We start from the raw sequence: 24,492 nt of genomic DNA, 5'->3' as shown, positions 1-24,492 counted from the left end.
TGTTGACATGCACGGTCACGGTGATGAGATTTTAGGAGGGTTATGATGGATCCAATTCGAGAAGCGATGTTAAAAAAATCGCATTCAGCCAAGTTAGAGCGGCGTGGTAAAACGATTAGCCTAGTTTGTATCAGCTTGATTGTAATCGTGGTCGTGGCAATCTTTTTCTTTGTTGCGTCAAAGGGACTTGCCACATTTTTTCAAAACAAAATCAATCTCTGGTCTTTCCTGACTAAGAGTGTTTGGAACCCTTCAATGAAGGATGCTCACGGGAATCCCGAAGTCGGAGCTTTACCGATGATTGTCGGCTCGTTCGGAGTTACGTTCCTGTCGGCGATTATCGCGACGCCTTTTGCAGTCGGCGCCGGCATTTTTATGACTGAGATTTCCCGCAAGTGGGGACAAAAGATTCTGCAACCGGTCATCGAACTGCTGGTTGGCATTCCGTCAGTGGTTTATGGCTTTATCGGATTGTCCGTTGTCGTGCCGTTCATTCGCCACATTTTTGGCGGCACTGGCTTTGGCATTCTGGCCGGGACGTTTGTTTTGTTCGTCATGATTTTACCCACTGTGACCTCCATGACGGTCGATGCTTTAAAAGCGGTCCCGCGCCATTATCGTGAAGCATCGTTGGCGTTGGGTGCGACTCGCTGGCAGACGATTTATCGGGTTGTTTTGCGAGCAGCCATTCCGGGCATTTTGACAGGGATCGTTTTCGGTATGGCACGAGCGTTTGGGGAAGCTTTGGCGGTGCAGATGGTCATTGGGAATGCGGCCTTGTTGCCAAAGAACCTGGTATCTCCGGCTTCGACGTTGACATCGGTTTTAACCAGCGGCATCGGTAATACCGTTATGGGATCGCTGGAAAACAATGCCTTGTGGTCCTTGGCCTTGCTCTTGCTGCTGATGTCCTTGGCCTTTAACCTGTTGATTCGCTGGATCGGGAAGAAAGGGGAGCTGAACAAATGAATCCGAAAATTGCAGATAAAGTGGCAACCACGGTGCTTTACATTATCTCAGGCATCATCATTATTATTTTAGCAAGCCTGCTTGGCTATATTTTGTTTCAAGGGGTTCCCCATATTTCCTGGCACTTTTTGACGAGCCCGGCGCAGAGTTTTGAGGCTGGCGGTGGGATCGGTGTTCAGTTGTTCAATTCATTTTATTTGTTAGTGCTGGCCATGTTGATTTCGACCCCAATTTCGTTGGGTGCTGGCATTTACTTGAGTGAATACGCAAAGAAAAACTGGTTGACGGATGCGATCCGGACGTCCATTGAAATCCTGAGTTCGTTACCTTCTGTTGTTGTCGGCTTGTTTGGTTTCCTGATTTTTGTTTTGCAGTTCAAGTTTGGGTTTTCGATTTTATCCGGCGCTCTGGCGTTGACGGTGTTTAATTTGCCACTGTTGACCCGCAATGTTGAGGATTCATTGCGCGGAGTTAGCGATGAGCAGCGTGAAGCCGGCTTGGCACTTGGGTTATCGCGTTGGGAAACAGTTTTACATGTCGTGATTCCCGAAGCTTTACCTGGTATCATTACGGGGATGATTCTTGGTGCTGGCCGTGTGTTTGGTGAAGCTGCGGCGCTGATTTATACGGCCGGGCAAAGTGCGCCTGCGCTTGATTTTACTAATTGGAATCCGGCAAACATTGCCAGCCCGTTGAACCCGTTCCGCCCAGCCGAGACGCTGGCGGTGCACATCTGGAAAATCAACTCTGAAGGGATTCAGCCGGATGCGGTTGCTGTTTCTGCTGGTGCTAGTGCGGTGCTGGTTATCGCTGTTTTAATCTTCAATTTAAGTGCGCGCTATTTTGGTAATCGTTTATTCAAAAAGATGACCGCGGCTTAATGCGTGGTTCAGGGTAGTGATTTGCCCGGGTGATGCGATGGAGATAGTCATGGCGCTTGTCATGAAAAGGCATGGAGGTTCAAGATGCAAGAACTTGAAAAGTATTCATTAGACGATACGTATATCCGCCCGTTTGATCGGGACAAGCAGGAGATTGCCATTGAAACGAAGGACGTGCACGTCTTTTATGGGGACAGTGAGGCCATTCACGGCGTGTCGCTGCCTTTTGAACGGTATAAAATTACTGCACTGATCGGTTCGAGCGGATCCGGGAAGTCGACTTACTTGCGTTCGCTTAATCGAATGAACGATAATATTGAGAGTGCCCGTGTCACCGGCAAAATTATGTATCGTAACATTGACATTAATAGTGATGCTGTTGATGTCTATGAGATGCGTAAACACATCGGGATGGTTTTCCAACGACCCAATCCGTTTGCCAAATCCATCTATGACAATATTGCCTTTGCGTTACGCCGCTTCGGTCTTAAGGATAAAAAGAAACTGGATGAGATTGTTGAAACCAGTTTGAAACAAGCCGCCTTGTGGGATCAGGTTAAAGACGATCTGAATCAAAGTGGGATGTCGCTGTCAGGTGGCCAGGCACAACGGTTGTGTATCGCCCGTGCCATTGCGATGAAACCGGATATTCTGTTGCTTGATGAACCGGCTAGCGCGTTAGATCCGATTTCGACTTCAGCGGTTGAGGATACCTTGCTAGCATTGAAGGATAAGTATACGATTATCATCGTTACACATAACATGCAACAAGCGGCTCGGATTAGCGACTATACCGCGTTCTTCTATAGCGGAGCTGCACTTGAATACGATGAAACTCGCAAGATCTTCACGCGTCCCAAGATCAAGGCAACCAACGATTATGTTTCCGGACATTTCGGCTAGGAGGGTCCCATGGCTGAAGCACAAAAAATCATTACCAGTTCAGACGTTCATCTTTTTTACGGCAAATTTGAAGCGTTAAAAGGGATAAATCTGGATTTCAATCAACATGAAATCACGGCTTTAATCGGACCTTCAGGCTGCGGCAAGTCGACCTATTTACGCACGCTGAATCGGATGAACGATCTGATCCCGGACGTTACGATTACCGGCACGATCAGCCTGCGCGGTCAAAACATCTACGCACCAAGTGAAGATGTGGTTCAGTTACGCAAGCAGGTTGGAATGGTGTTTCAACAACCGAATCCTTTTCCTTTTTCAATTTATGAGAATGTGATTTATGGGTTACGTTTGGCTGGTGTGAAAGACAAACGTGAGCTGGATGAGGCTGTTGAAACAAGCTTAAAGCAAGCTGCCATTTGGGATGAAGTTAAAGATCATCTGCATGACAGTGCATTGTCGTTGTCAGGCGGGCAGCAACAGCGGGTCTGCATTGCAAGGGTGTTGGCGGTCAAACCGGATGTTATTTTGTTGGATGAACCGACCAGTGCCTTGGATCCGATATCCAGCACGCAGATCGAGAACATGTTGTTGGGGTTGCGTGATCAGTACACCATCATTTTGGTGACGCACAGTATGCATCAAGCCTCCAGAATCTCGGACAAAACTGCCTTTTTCCTAACTGGCAATTTGATCGAATTCGCTGACACGAAACAAATGTTTTTAAATCCAAAAGAAAAGGAAACCGAAGATTACATCACTGGACGCTTCGGATAGGAGGGGTAGTATGCGACGACTTTTTGTTGACGAATTGAACGATCTTCATGTACGCTTTTCGGAAATGGGGATGATGGTCAATGAGGCCATCTATAAGTCCGTGAAAGCCTTCATTAATCATGATAAGAGTTTGGCCCGCGAAGTGATCCAGGAAGATAAACACATCAATGAACGTGAAGTCGATTTGGAAAAACGCAGCTTTGAGCTGATTGCCTTGCAGCAACCGGTCACAACAGATCTGCGCGTGATTGTCACAGTGATGAAGGCTAGCTCTGATCTTGAACGGATGGGTGATCATGCGGTTTCCATTGCCAAATCAACAATTCGTGTCAAAGGCAAAACTCGGGTGCCACAAATCGAAACCGAAATTGCTGGCATGGCCGAAGCAGTTAAAGAAATGGTCGAGCAGGTTTTGGATGCCTATGTTAAGGAAGACTCTGTTCGCGCCCGAAAAATTGCGCTTGAAGACCACGGGATTAACGACTTCTCATCTCGAATTTATAAAGAATGTATTCGTCAGATGCAAGAAAACCCGGAAACCGTGGTTGGTTCGATGGACTACATGCTGGTCTCTTCTTATCTGGAACGGATCGGCGATTATGTCACCAACATCTGTGAATGGATTGTTTACTTAAAGACCGGGAAAATCACTGAACTTAACTCCAATGCGATCGAGGATAAGTTCTGACTAAACGAGGGCGAACAGGATTCCGAAAACTGGAATTCTTGTTTGCCCCTTTTCGTAAACGGCTGTCCGCCTTCCGACCCGTTTAAAAATCAACCTTTGGACCTATGCGCCGTGGTCAAATTCCGTGCATACTAATCATGTAATCAAATCCTGGAGGGATAACCCATGAATGAACGCGAAAGAATTTTAGACCTCGTCAAAAAAGGCGTTATTTCAAGCGAAGAGGCATTGGTACTTTTGGAGAACCTCGCCAAACAGCAAGGCTCCCAAACCGACAGCCCGGCCGATCATACTGCTCCCGAAGATCACTCGGAGTCAAATACGTATGATCAAGCCAAACACGATGATCACGAAGAAACCGATACTGATACCGATGCCGCGTTGACCGAACTCAACACCGAGATTGCCGAAGCAGCTGGTGCATTGGACGCGGCAACAACGCAAGTAACCAGCATCAACAAGCAAATTGAAGCCAATAATGAGCAGATTATTGTCTTAGATACGATGGAAGATCTTGAGGCTTTGTCCCCGGAGAAATACCAAAAGCGTGGGGAATTAAAGCAGGAGAATCAGAAGCTCACCGATCAACTAGCTGAGTTAAATGGTCAGGTTGAGTCGCTCAAGGCCAGCTTGGCCACACTTCGTCATCAGAAACACGATCTGGAACGTCAAAAGATCGGCGATAAGATTTTCAATGACGAGTGGCAAAAAGATGCCCGTGACATCTTTTCCGAACTTGGCAAAAATATTGGGGATGCGACCTCGCAAATCGGTGGTTTTGTCAAGGATACGGTTAATAATGTATTAGACAATGTTGATTGGAAGAATGTCACTGTTACAGTTCCGGGCTTAGCCACAGAGAAGTTCGAGCATGTATTCAAGTTTCCTGACAGTGAGGCAACCATTTTGGATGTGAAGGTTGCAAATGGGGACGTGCATTTTAAGTCTTGGGATCAACCTGGCATTCAAGTCGAGGCTGCCATCAAGCTATACGGTAAGATGGACGCACCATCACCACTAGACGCTTTTAAAGATCGCAGCCGGATTGATGTCACCGATGACCATTTCAGTTTCCAGGTGCCTAATAAGCGCGTTCAGGCCGATCTAGTCATTTCACTACCAAAACGCAGCTATGATCATGTGGCTGTCCGTTTACTCAACGGTAGTGCGGATCTGACTGGCATGAGCGGAAAAGATTTCTACGTTAAGAGCACTAACGGTCAGATGACCTTCACCAATATTGATGGTGTCATGATCGAAAGTGAAGGTGTCAATGGCTCTATCAAGGTTCAGGGTGGCCATACGCACGATTTATTGCTGACCACCGTCAACGGCGATGTTTCGGTTGATGCCGATCCCGCAACAGCCGCACTGAAAACCGTGAATGGGACGGTTCGTGCCACCTATCACACCGACTTCACCAAAATCGAAGGGACATCGATGAATGGCAATGTGAAAGTTGCCGTACCGGCTTCGATTGCCTTGAATGGTGAAGCGCGGACCCATTTTGGCAGTATTAAGAGTCGGCTGAGCAATGTCACCGAACCGGCGAAAGGCATCAAACGTTTCGAACTGGAGCGGCCAGGAACCGGCAGCAGTGAACTGAAACTCAATACGACCAGTGGCAATATTCAACTGAAAGATTCAAATGACTGAGGAGGATCGCTTATGCCTTTTCTATTAATTCCATTAATGTTTTTCATCGTTGGCTTGGTTTTGGTGGCGGTATTTGCGATCGGGATCATCTTATTGAAAATGTTGATCGTGCCGGCACTTCTGGTGGTTTTGGCCGTATGGTTATTCTCGCGTCATGACCGCGATGGCCGCCGTGGTCCACGGCACCCATACCGCGATCAAGGTGCGCCGCGACCTCGTAAAAATGCCACCCATGTTACCGAGTCACATGATGATGATTGGAGCGATTTCTAGTCATGAATTTCATCAAACGTGCCATCATCACAACTGCCGTTTTCCTAATTTATGCGCAACTGTTTCCTAGTCAACTCTATGTTGCGGGCTTTGGGGTGGCCGTTGTCGGTGCGCTTGTTTTAGGAGTTCTTAATGGTTTGCTACGACCGATCCTGGTGATTTTATCGATACCAATTACGCTTCTCACGTTAGGTTTATTTTTAATCGTCCTCAATGGCTTGATGCTCAGTATGATGACATGGTTTGTTCCCGGAATTGTTTTCAGCGGTTTTGGCTCGACCATGATGCTGGCCATCATCATCTCGGTGATGAATATGATTTTTGTGGGTAAAAAATAACGTGATTCGATTGACAGTTGCAGTAAGAGTTGGTTCTCAAGACGAAAGTTGTCTGGGGGAACCGACTTTTTTTATGCGCGCGTCAATAGGTGCATGAGTAGGCAGCAATATCTTGACTTTATTCTGGCGAAACACGACGACTTTGGTAGCTATTTTACCTGTCGCTCCCGTGTGGTTCACTGAGTTATGGTAAAATGAAACCAACATGGCGAAAGAAAGGTGGACTTCATGGCAGACAGCGTGACGGTACGTCAACTCGTCAAGGCGACTAAGCTTGAGGTATACAGTGGTGAAGAGTATCTTGATTCTCGGCAGGTCGTTTTGAGCGATATTTCGCGTCCGGGCCTCGAGTTGACAGGGTACTTTAATTATTATCCACATGAACGGATTCAACTTTTTGGGCGGACAGAGATCTCATTTGCGCGTAATATGTCATCGGAAGAACGTTTGTTGATTTTAAAACGAATGGCAACCGAGGATACGCCGGCTTTTCTGGTTTCGCGTGGGTTGCAGCCACCAGCGGAGATGATTACGGCAGCAACAGCAGCACATATTCCGGTTTTGGGATCGCGATTGCCAACAACGCGACTGTCGAGTTTGATTACTGAATACTTAGATAGCGAGCTGGCAGAAAGACGCAGCATGCATGGTGTGTTGGTCGATATTTACGGTCTCGGCGTGCTGATTACCGGCGATTCCGGCGTCGGTAAGTCAGAAACAGCGCTTGAGTTAGTTCAACGTGGGCATCGCTTGATTGCTGATGATCGGGTGGATGTTTATCAGCAGGATGAACAAACCATCGTGGGTGCTGCACCGCCAATTCTGTCTCATTTGTTGGAAATTCGCGGCCTGGGGATCATTGACGTCATGAATCTATTTGGTGCCGGTGCTGTTCGTGAAGACACAACGATTTCGCTGATTGTTCATCTGGAAAATTGGACGCCGGACAAGACCTTTGACCGATTGGGATCTGGCGAGCAGACGCAACTTATTTTTGATGTGCCGGTTCCAAAAATTACCGTACCAGTCAAAGTTGGCCGTAACTTGGCCATTATCATTGAAGTGGCCGCCATGAATTTCCGTGCCAAATCAATGGGCTATGATGCGACCAAGACATTCGAAAAAAATCTTAATCATCTGATCGAACATAACGAAGCAAAAGACCAGAACAGTTCGGAGGAAAAATAACTTGTTATTAGTACTCAATCCAATCGCGTTTCAATTGGGCGGTCTGGAAGTTCATTGGTACGGAATTATTATTGCTAGCGCCGTTTTACTGGCAGTTTATCTGGCAATGAAGGAGGCACCGAAACGCGGAATTAAAGAAGACCATATTCTAAATTTGATTTTATGGGCGTTGCCATTTGCACTCATCGGGGCACGCCTTTATTATGTAACGTTTGAATGGCCATATTATGCGGCTCATCCGAGTGAGATCATCGCTATTTGGCATGGGGGTATTGCGATTTATGGTGCCTTGATTGCCAGTGTGATTGTTTTTGCGATTTATTGCCGTATCGAATGGCTTCCGGCATGGCTGGTGCTTGACATTGCGGCGCCCACGGTTATGCTGGCGCAGGCAATCGGCCGATGGGGAAATTTTATGAATCAGGAGGCCCATGGCGCGATCACAAGCCTGGCATACTTACACGGCTTGCATTTGCCGGAGTTCATCATTCAGCAAATGAATATTGGCGGCGCCTACCGCCAGCCGACATTTTTGTATGAAAGTATGTGGAATCTGGTCGGGTTTGCTTTAATTATGACGGTACGGCATCATCAGCATTGGTTCAAGCAAGGCGAGATTGTCTTGAGTTACGTAATGTGGTACAGCTTCGCCCGCTTCTTTATTGAAGGCATGCGGACCGATTCGCTATATGTCGTGCCAGGTCTGCGAGTTTCTCAGATTCTGTCGATTATTTTGTTCATTGCGGCTGCTGCGTTAATCTGGTATCGGCGACGTCGGGGAGATGTTGCGTGGTACTTAGATGGCAATCCGCTGAAAGCAGTTGAATAGGAGTGGTTTTGTGTCGACAAAAATAGCAGTGTTAGGTGCTGGTTCATGGGGAACGGTGTTAGCCAACCTGCTAACGGAAAATGGCCATGACGTTTATTTGTGGAGTCATAGTCCGGAGCAAGTTGCGACCATGAAGCAGACCCACAAAAATGAACATTACTTGGGTGCTGAATTTACATTACACGATGCGCTTCATGTGACCGCTGATTTAGGCCAGGCATTGCATGGGGCAGCAGTGATTTTATTCGTGGTGCCGACCAATGCGATTCGCAGCGTAGCCGAACAAGTCAAGCCGATTTTGAAGGCGCACCGTGGTCGTGGCGAACAGCCGATTATTGTCCATGCGGCAAAAGGCTTGGAACGCGGCAGTGAGTTGCGAATTTCGCAGGTCTTAGCTGACGTCTTGCCGCCGAATATCATTCAGGGAATTGTTGTGATCTCAGGGCCCAGTCATGCCGAAGATGTTGCTACCCACGACATTACAACTTTAACCGCTGCATCTGAAGATTTACCGCTAGCAAAAAAAGTGCAACAATTATTCATGAACGACTATTTTCGACTTTACACGAATACCGATGTGATCGGTGTTGAAATCGGCGCAGCATTAAAAAATGTGATTGCCATTGGCGCGGGTGCATTACATGGACTCGGTTATGGCGATAACACCAAAGCAGCTCTGATGACCCGTGGATTGGCAGAAATCAGCCGAGTGGGCGTCAAATTAGGCGCTGAGCCGCTTACGTTTATTGGCTTATCCGGTGTAGGTGATTTAATCGTGACCTGCACCTCAGTTCACAGCCGCAACTGGCGGGCTGGTAATGCGCTGGGTCAAGGCGAGAAGCTTTCAGACGTGTTGAAGAATATGGGCATGGTGGTCGAAGGCGTTTCAACCACCAAAGTTGCCCACCACATGGCACGCGAACTCGACGTCGACATGCCGATTACCGACGCTATTTACCAGGTTCTGTATGAAAATGCCCCGATTCGCGCGGTGATTACTGATCTCATGCAACGATCCGGTAAGCCGGAATTTGATTTTGATAATGCTAGTTTACAAAAGCACTAAAACCCTGTATATTAAACTATGTAGCTTACTATTTGTAAGCAATACGGCAAAAGGAGAGACTGCCTATGGCAAAAAAATATGATGTAATCGTGATCGGTGCCGGTCCCGGCGGTATGACGGCGGCGCTTTATGCTTCGCGTGCCAATCTGTCAGTGTTAATGCTTGATCGCGGTGTCTATGGCGGTCAAATGAACAACACTGCTGAAGTGGAAAACTATCCGGGTTACAAGTCAATCCTTGGGCCTGATCTTGGCCAAAAAATGTACGATGGCGCCACTCAATTTGGTGCTGAATACGCCTATGGTAATGTGATCAGCGTCCAGAACCATGGCGCAACCAAGTTAGTCAAGACTGATGAAGACGAATTTGAAGCCAAGGCGATTGTGATTGCGACAGGCGCAGAACACAAAAAGCTGGGTGTACCTGGCGAAGAAGCCTACAGTGGCCGCGGTGTTTCGTACTGTGCAGTCTGCGACGGTGCCTTTTTTAAGGACCGCGAACTTGCCGTTATTGGCGGTGGCGATTCTGCGATTGAGGAGGGCCTTTACCTGACCCAAATGGCCAAAAAGGTAACGGTTATTCACCGGCGTGATCAATTGCGGGCCCAACAGATTATTCAGAAGCGCGCGTTCGCTAATGACAAGATGAATTTTGTCTGGAATGCCCAGGTTCAGGAAATCCAGGGAGATGATATGAAAGTCACCGGCGTCAAGTATCGCGACAAGGAGACCGGAGAAGAGCATGTTCTGCCGGTTGCCGGTGTCTTCATTTATGTCGGCATCATGCCGATGACCGAACCATTCCAGGATCTAGGTATTCTGGATGATCATGGTTGGATTCCAACCGACGATCATATGCGGACAAAGGTGCCAGGCATTTTCGCTATTGGTGATGTTCGTGCCAAAGACCTGCGTCAGATCACCACAGCTGTAGGCGAAGGTGGTACCGCTGGCCAAGGTGCCTTCAACTATATCCAAAGTTTGAATGATACCAACATTGAAGTTAAAGCCTAATCATTTCAGGCGTTGAACGGCGTCAGTAGGTAAACATTAGAAAAATCGGCTCTGGAGACGCTCTTCGTTTCCGGAGTCGATTTCGTTTTGGCCTAGATTTTAAATGGATCGCAAAAGAATCCCGCAAAAGAATTTTCTTATTTGAGCGCGTTTTCAACCAAGTGTTGGTCACTTATAGTATGATTGGAAAGGGAAGGGCTGTACCCGAAATTTTCAATTTAGACAGATAGGAGCTGATCACGTGAGTTACCGTGATACGTATCAACAATGGATTGATGAACCAACACTTGATCCGGAGCTAAAAACTGATCTTAAGAAAATGGCTAACGATGAAACAACTAAGGAAGAAGCGTTTGCTGCACCTATGGCATTTGGGACTGCAGGTATGCGCGGCGTTCTCGGCGCCGGCATTGGCCGTATGAACATTTATACAGTACGGCAGGCAACTGAAGGTCTGGCCCGGTTTATGGACACTTTGTCAGATGAAACAAAGGCGCGCGGCGTGGCGATTAGCTACGATTCCCGTTACATGAGTCAGGAATTTGCTTATCAAAGTGCCGGTGTGCTTGGCGCTCACGGCATCAAGAGTTATGTGTTTGACCAGTTACGGCCAACACCAGAGTTAAGTTTTGCGGTGCGCCATTTGAAGACTTACGCTGGGATTATGATCACGGCTAGCCATAACCCGAAGCAATACAATGGTTACAAGATTTATGGTCCGGATGGCGGTCAAATGCCGCCGGAAGAATCCGATAAAATTACCAAGTACGCCCGGTCGGCATCTGATCTTTTTGCGATTAAAGCGTTGAATGTTCACGAGCTGCGGGCCAAGAATTTAATGCAGCCGATTGGTGAAGATGTGGATGAAGCCTACTATGCCGAAGTGGCAACGGTAACGATCAATCCTGATTTGGTGCACACTGTCGGGAAGAACATGTCACTGGTTTATAGTCCTTTGCATGGCACTGGTCGCATTCCGGCACAAATGGTTTTGCGCAATGCCGGATTTGAAAACTTCCGGTTGGTTCCGGAACAAAGCATTGCCGATCCGGAATTTGCGACAACTCCGTTCCCTAACCCTGAATTTGCCCAAGTTTTTGACTTACCGATCGCATTGGGCAAGAAAATCGGTGCAGATGTGTTGATTGCCACTGATCCGGATGCTGATCGTTTGGGCACTGCGGTTAAAGTTGGCGATCATTATCAGCTGCTAACCGGTAATCAAATTGCCTCTGTATTGTTGCACTATATTCTCGAAGCCCGCAAACAAGCAGGTACGTTGCCGAAAAACGGCGCGGTTGTGAAGTCAATCGTTTCAACCGAATTGGCGACAGCAATTGCGAAGGATTACGGCGTGGACATGATCAACGTGTTAACCGGTTTCAAGTTCATCGGTGATCAAATCAAACATTTCCAGGCCACTGGTGAGCATGAATTTCTCTTTGGTTTTGAAGAGAGTTATGGTTATCTGATCAAACCGTTCGTTCGGGATAAAGATGCGATTCAGTCAACGGTTTTGCTAGCTGAAGTGGCCGCATATTACCAGTCGCAAGGCAAGACACTTTGGGATGGCGTTCAGGAACTGTACAAGAAGTATGGCTATTATGCTGAAAAGACGGTTGGCGTTGATTTTGAGGGTGTTGACGGTCCAAAGCAAATGGCCAACCTCATGACGAAGTTCCGCGAAGAGCAGCCAGATCATTTTGCCCGTGTCAAGATTGCCAAAGTGGAAGACTTCTTGAGTCAAGAAGCGAAGTCAGCAGATGGCACTGTTGAGAAACTGACGATGCCGTCTAGTAACGTGCTGAAATATATCTTGGACGACGGCACCTGGATTGCAATTCGCCCATCCGGCACGGAGCCAAAAGTCAAATTCTATGTTGGCACCAAGGCAGAAACCGAGGCGAAAGCACAGGACAAGCTCGACGCATTTGAAAAAGCCTTGCATGATTTTCGTGAGGAAGCCTAAGCTAATCACTGTTGCAAAGCGATTTCCTGTATCAAAATAAATGGATTCTGGCAAGATGGTCAGGGTCTATTTATTTGTACGCGCTTTTTGATGGATGTGGGCAATAATTGTGAAGCACCTTGCAATGGTCTGGTTATGGTGGTAGTCTTTTAGCAATTTAAGTCATTTTTTCGATCGGCAAAACAAACAATAGGAGGTCATTTTGACATGGGCATGCACCAATTTATCCAAGGACTGAATAATCTGGAGACGCTGCGGCGGGCACCGGGCTTTTTCAAGTATCAGGAGCACTCGGTGGCGGCACATAGCTTCAAGGTCGCGGAAATCGCACAGATGTTGGGCGACGTCGAGGAATTGGCGGGAAACAAGGTTAATTGGCAGATGCTCTATGAAAAGTCGCTGAACCATGATTATACGGAGCGTTTTATCGGCGATATCAAAACGCCGGTCAAATATGCCACACCGACACTGCGACAGATGCTTGCTGACGTTGAGGCCACAATGACGGAAAACTTCATCAAAAATGAAATTCCACGCGATTTTCAGGATCGGTATCGCCGCCGTTTGTCTGAAGGCAAAGACGATACGCTTGAAGGCCAAATCTTGAGCGTAGCTGATAAAGTCGACTTGCTTTATGAAGGTTTTGGCGAAATTGAAAAAGGTAATCCGGAACAGGTCTTTCTTGATATCTACACGGAAAGCCTGAGAACCATTTTGGAATTTAAGAACCGTCCAAGTGTCCGCTACTTTCTCGATCAGGTTTTGCCGGATATGCTGGAAGAAAAGTTTGCCAGTCGTGATCAGTTGGCAAAACTAACCAGAGAAACCATGATGGAACACGAGCCAAGTAAGTAGCGAAAGTATGTTCGCTATGTTATAATATGCGAGTTGAAAGTTGGAATGCGTTTCATACCATTTCCAACTTTTTTGATGAGAAATTTTGTCGTAACAGCGGTACGCCGCATACGAATGGACGTTAATGCGCGTGGAAATAGCTGCGCGTCACGTGTTGATTGGAGGCATGTCGATGATCGAACGAATCGCTGATCGTAAATTTGATCTGGTTTCACCTTATCAGCCAGCTGGGGACCAACCTCAGGCGATTGCCAAGTTGACAAAAGGGTTTGAACAAGGCAAGAAAGAACAAATCCTGTTAGGTGCAACCGGAACCGGGAAGACGTTTACGATGAGCAACATCATCGCCAACCTGAATAAACCGACTTTGATTTTATCGCATAATAAAACCTTGGCGGGACAGCTTTATGGCGAGTTTAAGGAATTCTTCCCGCATAATGCGGTTGAATATTTTGTCTCTTATTATGACTATTATCAGCCTGAAGCATATGTGCCCAGTACGGACACTTATATTGAAAAAGACAGTGCTATTAATGATGAAATCGACAAGTTGCGGCATAGTGCGACCAGTGCGTTACTTGAACGAAACGACGTGATTGTGGTGGCGTCGGTATCATCCATCTTTGGCTTGGGCGATCCGCATGAATATAAAAATCACGTATTGTCGCTTCGAACCGGGATGACGATTGACCGGAATACATTGTTGCGGCAACTGGTCGATATCCAGTTTGATCGGAATGATATTGATTTTCAGCGTGGCCGTTTTCGCGTTCGCGGTGATGTTGTTGAAATTTTCCCGGCAAGCCGTGATGATCACGCCATTCGAGTTGAATTTTTTGGTGACAAGATTGACCGAATTACCGAAGTGGATGCATTGACCGGTGAAGTGATCGGTACTCGGGATCATGTCGCCATTTTCCCGGCTACCCACTTCATGACCAGTGACGAGCAGATGCAACGCGCGATCAAGAGTATTTCGGCGGAATTGGAGGACCGGCTGAAGGTGTTGCGTGACGAGAACAAGTTGCTTGAAGCGCAGCGTTTGGAACAGCGGACGAATTATGACATTGAAATGATGCGCGAAATGGGCTTCACCAGTGGCATTGAAAATTATTCTCGCCACATGGATGGCCGCAAACCCGGTGAACCACCGTACACGCTGTTAGATTTTTTCCCGAAAGACTTTACAATCATGGTTGACGAAAGCCATGTCACCATGCCGCAGATTAAGGGGATGTACAACGGTGACCGGGCGCGGAAACAGATGTTGATTGATTATGGCTTCCGTTTGCCAAGTGCTTTGGATAATCGGCCATTGAAGATTGAGGAGTTCGAAAAGCACGTCAAGCGCATTTTGTATGTCAGCGCCACCCCAGGCCCTTACGAATTGAGCCGCGTACCCAAAAAGGATATTGCCGAACAGATTATCCGGCCGACCGGGCTGCTAGATCCGAAGATTGAAGTGCGCCCGGTTATGGGACAAATCGATGATCTAGTTGGTGAGATCAATAAACGCATCGATGCCCATGAACGGGTTTTCATTACCACCTTGACTAAAAAAATGGCGGAAGACCTGACTGATTATCTAAAGGATATGGGGATTAAAGTCCGCTACCTGCATAGCGATATCAAGACACTGGAACGAACCAAGATTATTCGTGATTTACGGCTTGGTAAGTTCGATGTGCTGATCGGTATTAACCTTTTGCGTGAAGGGATTGATGTGCCGGAAGTCTCGTTGATTGCGATTCTTGATGCCGACAAGGAAGGCTTTTTGCGGGCAGAACGATCCTTAATCCAGACGATCGGGCGGGCATCCCGTAATGAGCACGGCAAAGTGATTATGTATGCGGACAAGGTCACTGATTCAATGAAAGCCGCAATTGATGAAACCAAGCGGCGTCGTGCGATTCAGGAGAAGTTTAACGAAGAACATCATATTCAGCCTAAGACCATTATCAAACCGATTCGAGCAGCTATTTCGACTTACGAACAATCTGACGATGAGAAAGCCGAAGCCAAGAAGACCTTTGCTGAGGTTGATTATGAAGACATGACGAAAGCCGATAAGAAAGAATTGGTGGCTAACCTGCGTTCACAGATGCAGGCGGCGGCCAAGAAACTAGATTTCGAACAGGCGGCATCGTTACGGGATACCATTCTGGAGTTGCAAGCAGATATGTCTTGAGATTTTTGTAACGAACTTGCATGATGAAACAAAGTCAGCCATGATTACCTTGATTAGATCCGGCAATTGTGGCTGTTTTGTTGTCGTGATCCCGCGTTGGCTGAGACGCAGGGACTGACGCGCTTCGTCGGGCCAGATTAGCAGATATTTTGGTTGCGGACAGCAGCTTGTTTTAATTGAGGAGATTTTTTGTGAATGGTAAATGATAAAATTGTGATCCATGGGGCGCGTGCCCATAACTTAAAAGATATTGACGTGACCATTCCCCGCAACAAACTTGTGGTCATGACAGGTCTATCAGGTTCTGGCAAGTCCAGCCTGGCGTTTGATACGTTATATGCAGAAGGCCAGCGCCGTTATGTTGAAAGCCTGTCTGCTTATGCCCGCCAATTTCTGGGCCAGATGGAAAAGCCGGATGTCGATTCAATTGATGGGCTCAGTCCGGCGATTTCGATTGATCAAAAGACAACTTCCAAGAATCCCCGGTCAACAGTCGGCACGGTCACGGAAATCAACGATTATTTGCGCTTGTTGTGGGCACGGGTGGGGCATCCGATTTGTCCAAACGATGGGACACCGATTACGAGCCAGAGTGTCGAACAAATGGTGGATCGTGTCTTAGCTTTACCTGAAAAGAGCCGCATTCAGATTCTGTCGCCAATTGTGCGGCGCAAAAAAGGCAGTCATAAGAAAGTCTTCGCCAAGATTATGCGTGAAGGCTATGTTCGGATGCGTGTTGACGGCGAAGTCATGGACGCAACGGCTGACTATGAGCTGGATAAAAACAAGGCCCATGATATTGATATCGTGATTGATCGAATTGTGGTGAAGCCTGAAGCGCGCAGCCGGTTGTTTGATTCATTTGAAGCAGCGTTACGCTTGTCGGAAGGGTACGCCAATGTCGACGTGATTGGCGGCGAGACGTTACGATTTTCCGAGCATTTTGCCTGCCCAATTTGTGGGTTTACCATTGGTGAAATGGAGCCACGGCTTTTTTCGTTCAATGCCCCATTCGGTGCCTGCCCGGAATGTGATGGCTTAGGGGTTAAGCTCACGGTCGATATGGATTTGGTCGTGCCGGACCCGAGCATGACTTTGGCACAAGGCGCGATTGCTCCGTGGAATCCTATTAGTTCCCAGTACTATCCGGAACTGTTGGAACAAGCTGCGACAGCCTTTAAAGTACGGATGGACGTACCATTTAAAAAGTTGACTAAACGGGAACGCAACGTTGTTCTTGAGGGCAGCAACGGCAAGCCGTTCCATTTTCATTACGAAAACGATTTTGGCGGTGTTCGGGATGTCGATGTGCCGTTTGAAGGGGTGTTGACTAACATTTCCCGGCGTTATGCTGAGACTAACAGCGATTTTACCCGTCAACAGATGCGGAGTTACATGACTGCGCTGCCTTGCCCGGTTTGCCATGGCAAGCGGCTGAATCGGCAAGCACTTGCCGTAAAAATTTCCGGTCGTGATATTGCCGAAGTTTCGGATCTGGCTATCAAAGACGCCTTACCGTTCTTCAAGCAGATTCAGCTGAGTGAGGCTGAAAGTGTCATCGCCCAACCAATCGTGAAAGAAGTTGTGGATCGTCTAACCTTTCTTGTTAATGTCGGTCTTGGCTATCTGACCTTGAGTCGTAGTGCTGGGACGCTGTCTGGCGGTGAGGCGCAGCGTATTCGGTTGGCAACCCAAATCGGTTCCAACTTGAGCGGGGTCATGTATGTTCTGGATGAGCCGTCAATCGGCTTGCATCAGCGCGACAACGATCGCTTAATCGCCTCCTTGAAGAAAATGCGTGATTTAGGTAATACGCTAATTGTGGTTGAACACGACGAAGATACCATGCGGGCGGCCGATTACCTGATCGATGTCGGTCCGGGTGCCGGTGACCACGGTGGGCGAATTATGGCGGCGGGTACGCCTAAACAAGTAGCGCGCGTTCGCAAGTCGATCACGGGGCAATACCTGTCTGGCCGCAAGTTTATTCCGGTGCCGTTGAAGCGCCGGACAGGCAATGGCAAGGTGATTCGGTTGGAAGGTGCATCCGACCATAATCTCAAGCACATCAATGTTGATTTCCCATTAGGCAAGTTCATTGTGGTTACAGGTGTTTCTGGATCAGGGAAGTCAACACTCGTCAATTCGATTTTGCGGCGAGCATTGGCCCAAAAGCTGAATCACAATTCGGAAAAACCCGGACCCTATGATAAGATTCTGGGTTATAAAAACATTGAAAAGTTAATCAATATTGATCAGAGTCCCATCGGCCGGACGCCACGTAGTAATCCGGCCACTTATACCAGCGTTTTTGATGATATTCGCGGCTTGTTTGCGGAAACCAATGAAGCTAAATTGCGTGGTTACAAAAAAGGGCGGTTCAGCTTTAACATCAAGGGCGGTCGCTGTGAAAATTGTAAAGGCGACGGGATTATCAAGATCGAAATGAACTTTTTACCAGATGTTTATGTTCCCTGTGAGGTTTGCCACGGCAAACGGTATAATTCCGAAACGCTCGAGGTCACGTACAAAGGCAAGAACATTGCCGAGGTATTGGATATGACGGTTGAAGAAGCGACCGACTTCTTCAAAAATATTCCCAAGATTCGCCGCAAGCTGCAGACGATCGTGGATGTCGGTTTGGGCTATGTGAAGCTTGGTCAAAGTGCCACAACCCTATCCGGTGGTGAGGCACAACGAATGAAGCTGGCTAGTGAGTTACAGAAGCTTTCGACCGGTAAGAACTTTTATATTCTAGATGAACCGACAACCGGTTTGCATACCGATGATATTAAGCGATTGCTGGAAGTGCTGGAACGCTTAGTCGATGAAGGCAACACAGTGTTAGTCATTGAGCATAATCTGGATGTGGTTAAGTCTGCTGATTGGGTCATTGATCTGGGCCCTGAAGGCGGGGATGGCGGTGGTCGTGTTATTGCCACTGGCACGCCGGAGCAGGTTGCCGAGGTGGCTGATAGCTATACAGGCCAGTACCTCAAACCGGTTCTGATTCGTGACACCAAACGGACCAAAGAGGCGGCTGCAGGCAAGGATAGCAAAGCAAAAAGCGGCACCAAGAAATAATGTGGGAATAAGGCTGAGTCAGCATTCGCAGCTATAAGAAAAAGCGAACAGAAAATCCGATTTATCGGTTATTTGTTCGTTTTTTGTTTTTACCGTGAATAATTTGTAAGAAGGTTTAAGGCACTCGTGCCAAAAAGGGAGCAATCGTGGACCGGGTGGGGCTCAGCTGTCTCCGCTCTAGCTTTGCGTTGCCAACACTGCGGCCAGAAATTGTAGAGTTTGGCACGGCACGCAACTTATTGCCTAGGCTTCCTTATCAGTCGGAATTCGGTAATTCAAAGACATTCCACACGAATTATGGCTTAACCTCATTATGTATATAAATGAGCAGCGTTGAACCGATTTTTGATAACTTTTGAAAGGTCGCGTATCATGAATGGCTGGCGGTATTTACTAGCATCTTCAAAAATTTCGGTAATTCAATTTATTGAATTGCTTTTCGAAATGGTATGATATAAATGATCAAGAAAGTAGGTAATAATATGTTAAATCGAAAGAGTTTTGGCTTTGACTGGGGGCAGTTCATCACTGGTATTCTGTTCCTGATCGCTGCTTTTGTGGTCTTGCGCTATCCCCTGGCGACATTAAAGACGGTTACCTTCATCTTTGCCGTCGTTGCCATTATTCGAGGGATTGCGGTTCTTGCGGGCTACGCTACCTTGCGCCAGTTTACTGGTAGATTAGCATGGATTTCTCTGATTATGGGGATCTTTGACATTGTCATCGGACTGATTTTCTTATTGAATTCTGGCTTAGGCGTGGCGACGATCACCATGATGTTTGCTATCTGGTTCCTGGTCGATTCTGTCGGTTCACTGTTCAACGTTGGCCATTTGCGCGTTGCTGGCACTGGCTGGTTTGTTGTTTATCTGATTTTGGATATTCTAGCGGTCATTGTTTCGTTGATGCTATTCATGCAGCCGGTGATTGCGGCCGTGACGCTGGTGACCTTGTTGGCAATGTTCTTTGTCCTGTTCGGCATCGAGTGCATTGTCATCGCCTTTGCCCGGCGCAACATTTAAATTGTCCATCCAAAGCCTGAAGAACCGGCGTTTCCAAGCGGGTTCTTCAGGCTTTTTTTGATTTCGGGAGTCTACGATGGTAGGAATGACACGCCCGGAATGTTATACTTAATTGAATATGAGCACAAAGGAGCCTTTTATGACTGAAAGTTTGGATCTTGTTATTATCACCGGGATGTCGGGTGCCGGCAAAACCGTTGCTATGCAGGCATTTGAAGATTTGGGGTATTTTTGCGTTGATAACATGCCGCCAGCGCTGCTTCCTAAGTTCTGGGAACTCGTTAAGGAATCTGGGAAGATTTCGAAGGTCGCGCTAGTCGTGGATCTGCGCAGTCGGGCTTTTTATGACCAGATTATCGACATGTTAGCTAATTTGGACAACAACACTTACGTTCATTCGCGCATTTTGTTCTTAGACGCGACGGATGAAGAGTTGGTTTCGCGTTACAAGGAAACCCGCCGGTCCCATCCTTTGGCGATGGAAGGCCGGTTGATGGACGGCATTAAAAAGGAACGCGTGCTATTAACCGAGTTGCGGAATCGAGCGCAAGTCGTGATCGACACCACCACGTTAAGTCCGCGACAGTTACGTGAAAAGATTTTTTTAAACTTCAAAGAAAATAGCGGTCAACCAGCCTTTCATATTGAAGTCATGTCATTTGGGTTCAAATATGGGTTGCCGATTGATGCGGACATTGTCATGGATGTCCGTTTCCTGCCTAATCCGTTTTACGTCAAGGCTTACCGACCAAAGACCGGTTTGGATCAAGAAGTTTATGACTATGTAATGGACAACGAAGATGCCGAGAGTTTTTACAACAAATTTTACGATTTGCTGGCTGAGATCATGCCCAAGTATAAAGCCGAAGGAAAAACCAGTGTGACGATCGCGATCGGTTGCACAGGCGGCCAACACCGGAGCGTTGCGTTTGCAGAGCGCATCGGTAAGGCATTTTCGGATGCCTATGCGGTTGATATTACCCATCGCGACATTAAGAAACATAAGGAGACGGTGAATCGTTCATGAGTCGGGAAACTAAATTTATCCGCGTCATTCGCGGGCGGCGTCCTAAAGTCGTTGTGATTGGCGGGGGAACCGGATTGCCGGTTATCTTGCATAGTCTGCATGAACAGGATGCTGACGTAACGGCGATTGTGACAGTTGCCGATGATGGTGGGTCGTCCGGAACCATCCGCAATTATATTAACGTGGTGCCGCCTGGTGATATTCGCAATGTGCTTGTTGCCTTGTCGGAATTACCGAGTCTGTATCTGGATATTTTCCAATACCGCTTTAACACGACCGATGCATTTTTCGCCGGCCATGCGATTGGCAACTTAATTATTGCGGCTTTGTCAGAGATGAAAGGCGGTATTTTCCCGGCGGTTCAGCAGCTGAGCGAAATGATGCAGGTGGATGGGCACGTTTATCCTGCCAGCAATACGCCACTCACACTTAATGCCGAGTTCACAGATGGCACGAGCCTATCTGGTGAATCAGAAATAACCGCGGCCGGTAAGAATATCAAGCATATTTCCGTCTCCGAGACCGATCCGGCTAATGGTGAACCTAAAGCCGTCCATGAAGTCATTGATGCTATTATGGATGCTGACGTGGTTGTACTGGGTCCTGGTAGTTTGTTTACCAGCATCCTGCCTAACCTGATGATTGGTAATCTGGGTGACGCTGTGAAGAAAACACAGGCCGAAGTCATCTATATCGTCAACATCATGACACAGAAAGGCGAGACCCAGAACTTCACCGATGCCGACCACGTTCGAGTGTTGAATGAACAGATGGGTGAGAATTTCGTCGATACTGTGCTCGTTAATATCGAACCGGTTCCCGAGAATTATCTGGATCACCAAAAGTACAACGAGATTCTGACGCCGGTTAAGCATAATTATCAAGGTTTGCGTAACATGGGTTGTCGTGTGATTTCGGAAGACTTTTTGAAGTTACGCGATCGCGGCGTTTTCCATGATGGCGACAAGGTAGCTAAGGAAATTTTGAATTTAGCCTTTCAAGTGAGTGCGAAAATCCGGAGGTGATGGCATGGCAAGCTTTGCCAGTATGGTAAAAAAAGAACTGACCCAACTCGAGGTTCATCCTGAACATGCGAAGGCAGAGCTGTCGGCATTGATCCGGATGAACGGCAGCCTGACGTTGATGGCCCATCGGTTTGTTTTAAACATTCAGACCGAAAATCCGGCTATCGCCCGGCGAATTTATAGTTTGATTCGTCAGGTTTACCGGCATGAAGCTAACTTGGTTGTTCATCGCAAAATGAAACTTAAGAAAAATTATCAGTACATTGTTCGCCTGACGGAAGGCGTCAATGATATTCTGTCGGACTTGTCAATTTTGGATCCGACGACGATGGCGATTTCAACGACCGTTCCGGCAGCGGTTTTGGAGGAACCACAACGGATGCGTTCGTACTTGCGCGGGGCGTTTTTAGCCAGCGGGTCGGTGAACAATCCGGAAACATCGCGCTATCACTTGGAAATTTATTCATTATATGCCGATCACAATGCCGGTATTTTAAAAATGATGAATCATTTCAACCTGAATGCGCGTACCGTCGAACGCCGAAGCGGCTATATCGTTTACTTGAAAGAAGCGGAAAAAATCGCGGATTTTCTGCAAGTAATCGGGGCAACGAATGCGATGCTCAAGTTCGAGGATGTTCGGATTGTGCGCGATATGCGTAACTCGGTGAACCGTCTCGTGAACTGCGAAACGGCGAATATGAATAAAACCATTGATGCTGCTCAGAAACAAATCGAGAACATCAACTATCTTAAAGATCATGTGGGGTTGGATAATCTACCAACCAAATTGCGCGAAATTGCCACTTTGCGCTTAGCCCATCCGGATGTTTCGTTGCAGGAGTTGGGTGCTATGGTTCCGGGCGGGACAATTTCGAAGTCAGGCGTCAATCATCGATTACGCAAACTCAATCAGATTGCTGAGGGCTACCAACAGCCTGAAGATGCGTAGCCGCCATGATAATTGCGATATAAGCAAATAGTCATGTTTATAAGATAATACCTTTGTTTCCTCAAGATAATCGTGTACAATGAAACGGACATCAAGTTATTGATGTAGGCATTTCAGCGACCGGGTTGCCGTATTTAGGACACTCAAAAATGTCCAGCGGTGAGCTCGCTGGTCGACAAATGCCACGACAAGAGACATGATTCAGTTTACATTCGGATTTACAGTGATGTTATTACCAAATGAATCGGTAATCGGCATTTTCATTGGGATATAATTGTTGCTTAGGTTTTAGGAGGAAGCACTATGGTCAAACCGATCACATTAAATGAACAACTTTGTTTTGCAATTTACAAGGCACAGAAACAATATAATCATTTCTATGCTCAAGCATTAGCACCATTTAAGTTGACTTATCCGCAGTACATTACGTTGCTGTCGCTATATGAACACGGCACGATGTCGGTTAAGCAGGTTGGACAAACACTTGAGTTGGACAGCGGTACTTTGACACCGTTAATGAAGCGCCTGGAAAAAGACGGCTGGATCAGCCGCAAACGATCAAGCGAAGATGAACGTCGCGTTGATGTTAGCCTGACGCAGAAGGCTTTGGACGCTCGAGATGAGATTTTTGAACATGTCGGCTCCTGCATGGAATTGATGAATTTGCCGCAATCTGAATATGATCGTATCAAGTCCGAGGTGACGCGTGTCGATGAGCATCTGAGTGCCATCGCTGACGACGCTTATCCACAAGTCTGAACGATTTTTATAAGGTCAAAGATTGTGATTAAAATCTTTGACCTTATTTGACTTTAGCAGTATACTTAGCACTGTACTTTAAAGAGTGCTAAAAAACGATTCTCAGGAGGTTAGGACATGCTAGTACCTACCGTCGTTGAACAAACCAGTCGTGGCGAACGCGCTTACGACATTTACTCTCGTCTATTAAAAGACCGGATCATCATGTTGTCCGGCGAAGTAAACGATCAAATGGCAAACTCTGTCATCGCCCAGTTACTTTTTCTTGATGCACAGGATTCTGAAAAGGATATCTACCTTTATATCAACAGTCCCGGTGGTGTGATCACCAGCGGCTTGGCGATGCTTGATACCATGAACTTCATCAAGTCCGATGTTCAGACCATTGCCATCGGGATGGCTGCATCCATGGCATCTGTCTTGTTAGCCGGTGGCACGAAAGGCAAACGCTTTGCTTTACCGAATTCGACCATTTTGATTCATCAGCCTTCAGGTGGTGCCCAAGGTCAACAAACCGAAATCGAAATTGCGGCCGAAGAAATTTTGAAGACTCGTAAGAAGATGAACCAGATCCTAGCCGACGCAACAGGTCAGACAGTTGAGCAAATCAAGAAGGACACTGAACGTGATCACTATATGAGCGCTCAGGAAGCTAAGGACTATGGCTTGATTGATGACATTCTGGTTAATAAGAATAATCAAAAATAAGGTTTAGACGAATTGGCACACCGTTGCTTTAGTAGCGGTGTGCCTTTTTGATTTGAAGTGAAAGGGCGCGTAAAAAAGTTTTAAAGTTAAAAAAATTGAACCCAATATTGCGTTTGGGTTCAATCTGGAAGCAGGCAAACACCTTAACTTTGTGAACAAAGAAATCCCAAGGTTAAAGAAGCGCATACAGTCATTGTTAGAGTAAGGAAGGCTGCTAGCATTTTGAAAACTTGGGTCATCAGCTATACTGATCTCGAAAAGTAATATTTACCAGCCGGTTCCTTCCAAGTCAATATAAGCAAAAAGCCCGCTACAGCGGGCTTTT

Annotated in this window: 22 protein-coding genes; all 22 read left to right on the top strand. The window is 47.1% G+C overall.

What is annotated here, in order from left to right; translation table 11 throughout:
• Window positions 1-45 precede the first annotated feature (45 nt).
• The 22 genes from pstC to clpP all read left to right on the top strand — a co-directional run bounded on the left by pstC (window position 46) and on the right by clpP (window position 24,167).
• Window positions 46-969 (top strand): phosphate ABC transporter permease subunit PstC, encoded by a 924-nt coding sequence (gene pstC, locus BVJ53_RS09455; RefSeq protein WP_129302197.1) that lies wholly within the window; start codon window positions 46-48, stop codon window positions 967-969.
• Window positions 966-1,850 (top strand): phosphate ABC transporter permease PstA, encoded by an 885-nt coding sequence (pstA, locus tag BVJ53_RS09450; RefSeq protein WP_129302196.1) that lies wholly within the window; start codon window positions 966-968, stop codon window positions 1,848-1,850. The genes pstC and pstA overlap by 4 nt, the downstream gene beginning before the upstream one ends.
• Before the next feature lie 84 nt (window positions 1,851-1,934).
• The gene (pstB, locus tag BVJ53_RS09445) at window positions 1,935-2,753 is read left to right on the top strand and encodes a phosphate ABC transporter ATP-binding protein PstB (RefSeq protein WP_129302195.1); all 819 of its coding nucleotides are present in this window, start codon (window positions 1,935-1,937) and stop codon (window positions 2,751-2,753) included.
• 9 nt (window positions 2,754-2,762) lie between these two features.
• Window positions 2,763-3,527, top strand: a complete 765-nt coding sequence (pstB, locus tag BVJ53_RS09440) for a phosphate ABC transporter ATP-binding protein PstB (protein WP_129302194.1) — start codon at window positions 2,763-2,765, stop codon at window positions 3,525-3,527.
• 10 nt (window positions 3,528-3,537) lie between these two features.
• Window positions 3,538-4,215 carry a phosphate signaling complex protein PhoU gene (gene phoU / locus BVJ53_RS09435; protein ID WP_129302193.1) on the top strand — a complete coding sequence of 226 codons (678 nt, stop codon included), beginning with the start codon at window positions 3,538-3,540 and terminating at the stop codon, window positions 4,213-4,215.
• Between the two features lie 165 nt (window positions 4,216-4,380).
• Window positions 4,381-5,871: a daptomycin-sensing surface protein LiaX gene (liaX, locus tag BVJ53_RS09430; RefSeq protein ID WP_129302192.1), complete on the top strand. Its 1,491-nt coding sequence runs from the start codon at window positions 4,381-4,383 to the stop codon at window positions 5,869-5,871.
• Between the two features lie 12 nt (window positions 5,872-5,883).
• Window positions 5,884-6,144 (top strand): hypothetical protein, encoded by a 261-nt coding sequence (locus BVJ53_RS09425; RefSeq protein WP_129302191.1) that lies wholly within the window; start codon window positions 5,884-5,886, stop codon window positions 6,142-6,144.
• Window positions 6,145-6,146: 2 nt separating this feature from the next.
• Window positions 6,147-6,482, top strand: coding sequence for a phage holin family protein (locus BVJ53_RS09420; RefSeq protein ID WP_129302190.1), 336 nt, complete (start codon window positions 6,147-6,149; stop codon window positions 6,480-6,482).
• A 228-nt stretch (window positions 6,483-6,710) separates the two neighbouring features.
• A complete protein-coding gene (gene hprK, locus BVJ53_RS09415) occupies window positions 6,711-7,670 on the top strand; it encodes an HPr(Ser) kinase/phosphatase (RefSeq protein ID WP_129302189.1) in 960 nt (319 codons plus the stop codon).
• A gap of 1 nt (window position 7,671) precedes the next feature.
• On the top strand, window positions 7,672-8,499 hold the full coding sequence (lgt, locus tag BVJ53_RS09410) for a prolipoprotein diacylglyceryl transferase (protein ID WP_129302188.1): 828 nt from the start codon (window positions 7,672-7,674) through the stop codon (window positions 8,497-8,499).
• 10 nt (window positions 8,500-8,509) lie between these two features.
• Complete coding sequence (locus BVJ53_RS09405) at window positions 8,510-9,565, top strand: NAD(P)H-dependent glycerol-3-phosphate dehydrogenase (RefSeq protein WP_129302187.1); 1,056 nt, start codon at window positions 8,510-8,512, stop codon at window positions 9,563-9,565.
• Window positions 9,566-9,630: 65 nt separating this feature from the next.
• Complete coding sequence (gene trxB / locus BVJ53_RS09400) at window positions 9,631-10,578, top strand: thioredoxin-disulfide reductase (protein WP_129302186.1); 948 nt, start codon at window positions 9,631-9,633, stop codon at window positions 10,576-10,578.
• A 241-nt stretch (window positions 10,579-10,819) separates the two neighbouring features.
• Entirely contained in the window at window positions 10,820-12,547 is a 1,728-nt protein-coding gene (locus BVJ53_RS09395; protein ID WP_129302185.1) for a phospho-sugar mutase, read from the top strand.
• A 207-nt stretch (window positions 12,548-12,754) separates the two neighbouring features.
• On the top strand, window positions 12,755-13,402 hold the full coding sequence (locus BVJ53_RS09390; protein WP_129302184.1) for a YfbR-like 5'-deoxynucleotidase: 648 nt from the start codon (window positions 12,755-12,757) through the stop codon (window positions 13,400-13,402).
• Between the two features lie 172 nt (window positions 13,403-13,574).
• Window positions 13,575-15,590: an excinuclease ABC subunit UvrB gene (gene uvrB, locus BVJ53_RS09385; RefSeq protein ID WP_129302183.1), complete on the top strand. Its 2,016-nt coding sequence runs from the start codon at window positions 13,575-13,577 to the stop codon at window positions 15,588-15,590.
• Window positions 15,591-15,785: 195 nt separating this feature from the next.
• Window positions 15,786-18,674 carry an excinuclease ABC subunit UvrA gene (gene uvrA, locus BVJ53_RS09380; protein WP_129302182.1) on the top strand — a complete coding sequence of 963 codons (2,889 nt, stop codon included), beginning with the start codon at window positions 15,786-15,788 and terminating at the stop codon, window positions 18,672-18,674.
• Window positions 18,675-19,156: 482 nt separating this feature from the next.
• Window positions 19,157-19,696 carry an HdeD family acid-resistance protein gene (locus tag BVJ53_RS09375; protein WP_129302181.1) on the top strand — a complete coding sequence of 180 codons (540 nt, stop codon included), beginning with the start codon at window positions 19,157-19,159 and terminating at the stop codon, window positions 19,694-19,696.
• A 139-nt stretch (window positions 19,697-19,835) separates the two neighbouring features.
• Window positions 19,836-20,723, top strand: a complete 888-nt coding sequence (gene rapZ, locus BVJ53_RS09370; protein ID WP_129302180.1) for an RNase adapter RapZ — start codon at window positions 19,836-19,838, stop codon at window positions 20,721-20,723.
• Window positions 20,720-21,748 (top strand): gluconeogenesis factor YvcK family protein, encoded by a 1,029-nt coding sequence (locus tag BVJ53_RS09365; protein ID WP_129302179.1) that lies wholly within the window; start codon window positions 20,720-20,722, stop codon window positions 21,746-21,748. Before rapZ ends, BVJ53_RS09365 begins: the two co-directional genes overlap by 4 nt.
• A 4-nt stretch (window positions 21,749-21,752) precedes the next feature.
• The gene (whiA, locus tag BVJ53_RS09360; protein WP_129302178.1) at window positions 21,753-22,700 is read left to right on the top strand and encodes a DNA-binding protein WhiA; all 948 of its coding nucleotides are present in this window, start codon (window positions 21,753-21,755) and stop codon (window positions 22,698-22,700) included.
• 303 nt (window positions 22,701-23,003) lie between these two features.
• The gene (locus tag BVJ53_RS09355; RefSeq protein WP_129302177.1) at window positions 23,004-23,459 is read left to right on the top strand and encodes a MarR family winged helix-turn-helix transcriptional regulator; all 456 of its coding nucleotides are present in this window, start codon (window positions 23,004-23,006) and stop codon (window positions 23,457-23,459) included.
• A gap of 117 nt (window positions 23,460-23,576) precedes the next feature.
• Complete coding sequence (gene clpP, locus BVJ53_RS09350; RefSeq protein ID WP_005684526.1) at window positions 23,577-24,167, top strand: ATP-dependent Clp endopeptidase proteolytic subunit ClpP; 591 nt, start codon at window positions 23,577-23,579, stop codon at window positions 24,165-24,167.
• Window positions 24,168-24,492 lie beyond the last annotated feature (325 nt).

Origin of the sequence: Lacticaseibacillus chiayiensis (assembly GCF_004123795.1) — a bacterium.
Lineage (GTDB): Bacteria > Bacillota > Bacilli > Lactobacillales > Lactobacillaceae > Lacticaseibacillus > Lacticaseibacillus chiayiensis.
Note: the sequence above shows the minus strand (reverse complement) of the source record. Positions and strands in the feature narration are given on the sequence as shown.

Excerpts from the sequence above, each read along its gene's own strand:
- BVJ53_RS09420 (WP_129302190.1), top strand. The coding sequence starts at position 6,147 with ATGAATTTCATCAAACGTGCCATCATCACAACTGCCGTTTTCCTAATT.
- uvrA (WP_129302182.1), top strand. The coding sequence starts at position 15,786 with ATGGTAAATGATAAAATTGTGATCCATGGGGCGCGTGCCCATAACTTA.
- pstB (WP_129302194.1), top strand. The coding sequence starts at position 2,763 with ATGGCTGAAGCACAAAAAATCATTACCAGTTCAGACGTTCATCTTTTT.
- BVJ53_RS09365 (WP_129302179.1), top strand. The coding sequence starts at position 20,720 with ATGAGTCGGGAAACTAAATTTATCCGCGTCATTCGCGGGCGGCGTCCT.
- liaX (WP_129302192.1), top strand. The coding sequence starts at position 4,381 with ATGAATGAACGCGAAAGAATTTTAGACCTCGTCAAAAAAGGCGTTATT.
- hprK (WP_129302189.1), top strand. The coding sequence starts at position 6,711 with ATGGCAGACAGCGTGACGGTACGTCAACTCGTCAAGGCGACTAAGCTT.
- BVJ53_RS09425 (WP_129302191.1), top strand. The coding sequence starts at position 5,884 with ATGCCTTTTCTATTAATTCCATTAATGTTTTTCATCGTTGGCTTGGTT.
- trxB (WP_129302186.1), top strand. The coding sequence starts at position 9,631 with ATGGCAAAAAAATATGATGTAATCGTGATCGGTGCCGGTCCCGGCGGT.
- BVJ53_RS09375 (WP_129302181.1), top strand. The coding sequence starts at position 19,157 with ATGTTAAATCGAAAGAGTTTTGGCTTTGACTGGGGGCAGTTCATCACT.
- BVJ53_RS09355 (WP_129302177.1), top strand. The coding sequence starts at position 23,004 with ATGGTCAAACCGATCACATTAAATGAACAACTTTGTTTTGCAATTTAC.
- phoU (WP_129302193.1), top strand. The coding sequence starts at position 3,538 with ATGCGACGACTTTTTGTTGACGAATTGAACGATCTTCATGTACGCTTT.
- BVJ53_RS09390 (WP_129302184.1), top strand. The coding sequence starts at position 12,755 with ATGGGCATGCACCAATTTATCCAAGGACTGAATAATCTGGAGACGCTG.
- whiA (WP_129302178.1), top strand. The coding sequence starts at position 21,753 with ATGGCAAGCTTTGCCAGTATGGTAAAAAAAGAACTGACCCAACTCGAG.
- pstC (WP_129302197.1), top strand. The coding sequence starts at position 46 with ATGGATCCAATTCGAGAAGCGATGTTAAAAAAATCGCATTCAGCCAAG.
- pstA (WP_129302196.1), top strand. The coding sequence starts at position 966 with ATGAATCCGAAAATTGCAGATAAAGTGGCAACCACGGTGCTTTACATT.
- uvrB (WP_129302183.1), top strand. The coding sequence starts at position 13,575 with ATGATCGAACGAATCGCTGATCGTAAATTTGATCTGGTTTCACCTTAT.
- pstB (WP_129302195.1), top strand. The coding sequence starts at position 1,935 with ATGCAAGAACTTGAAAAGTATTCATTAGACGATACGTATATCCGCCCG.
- rapZ (WP_129302180.1), top strand. The coding sequence starts at position 19,836 with ATGACTGAAAGTTTGGATCTTGTTATTATCACCGGGATGTCGGGTGCC.
- clpP (WP_005684526.1), top strand. The coding sequence starts at position 23,577 with ATGCTAGTACCTACCGTCGTTGAACAAACCAGTCGTGGCGAACGCGCT.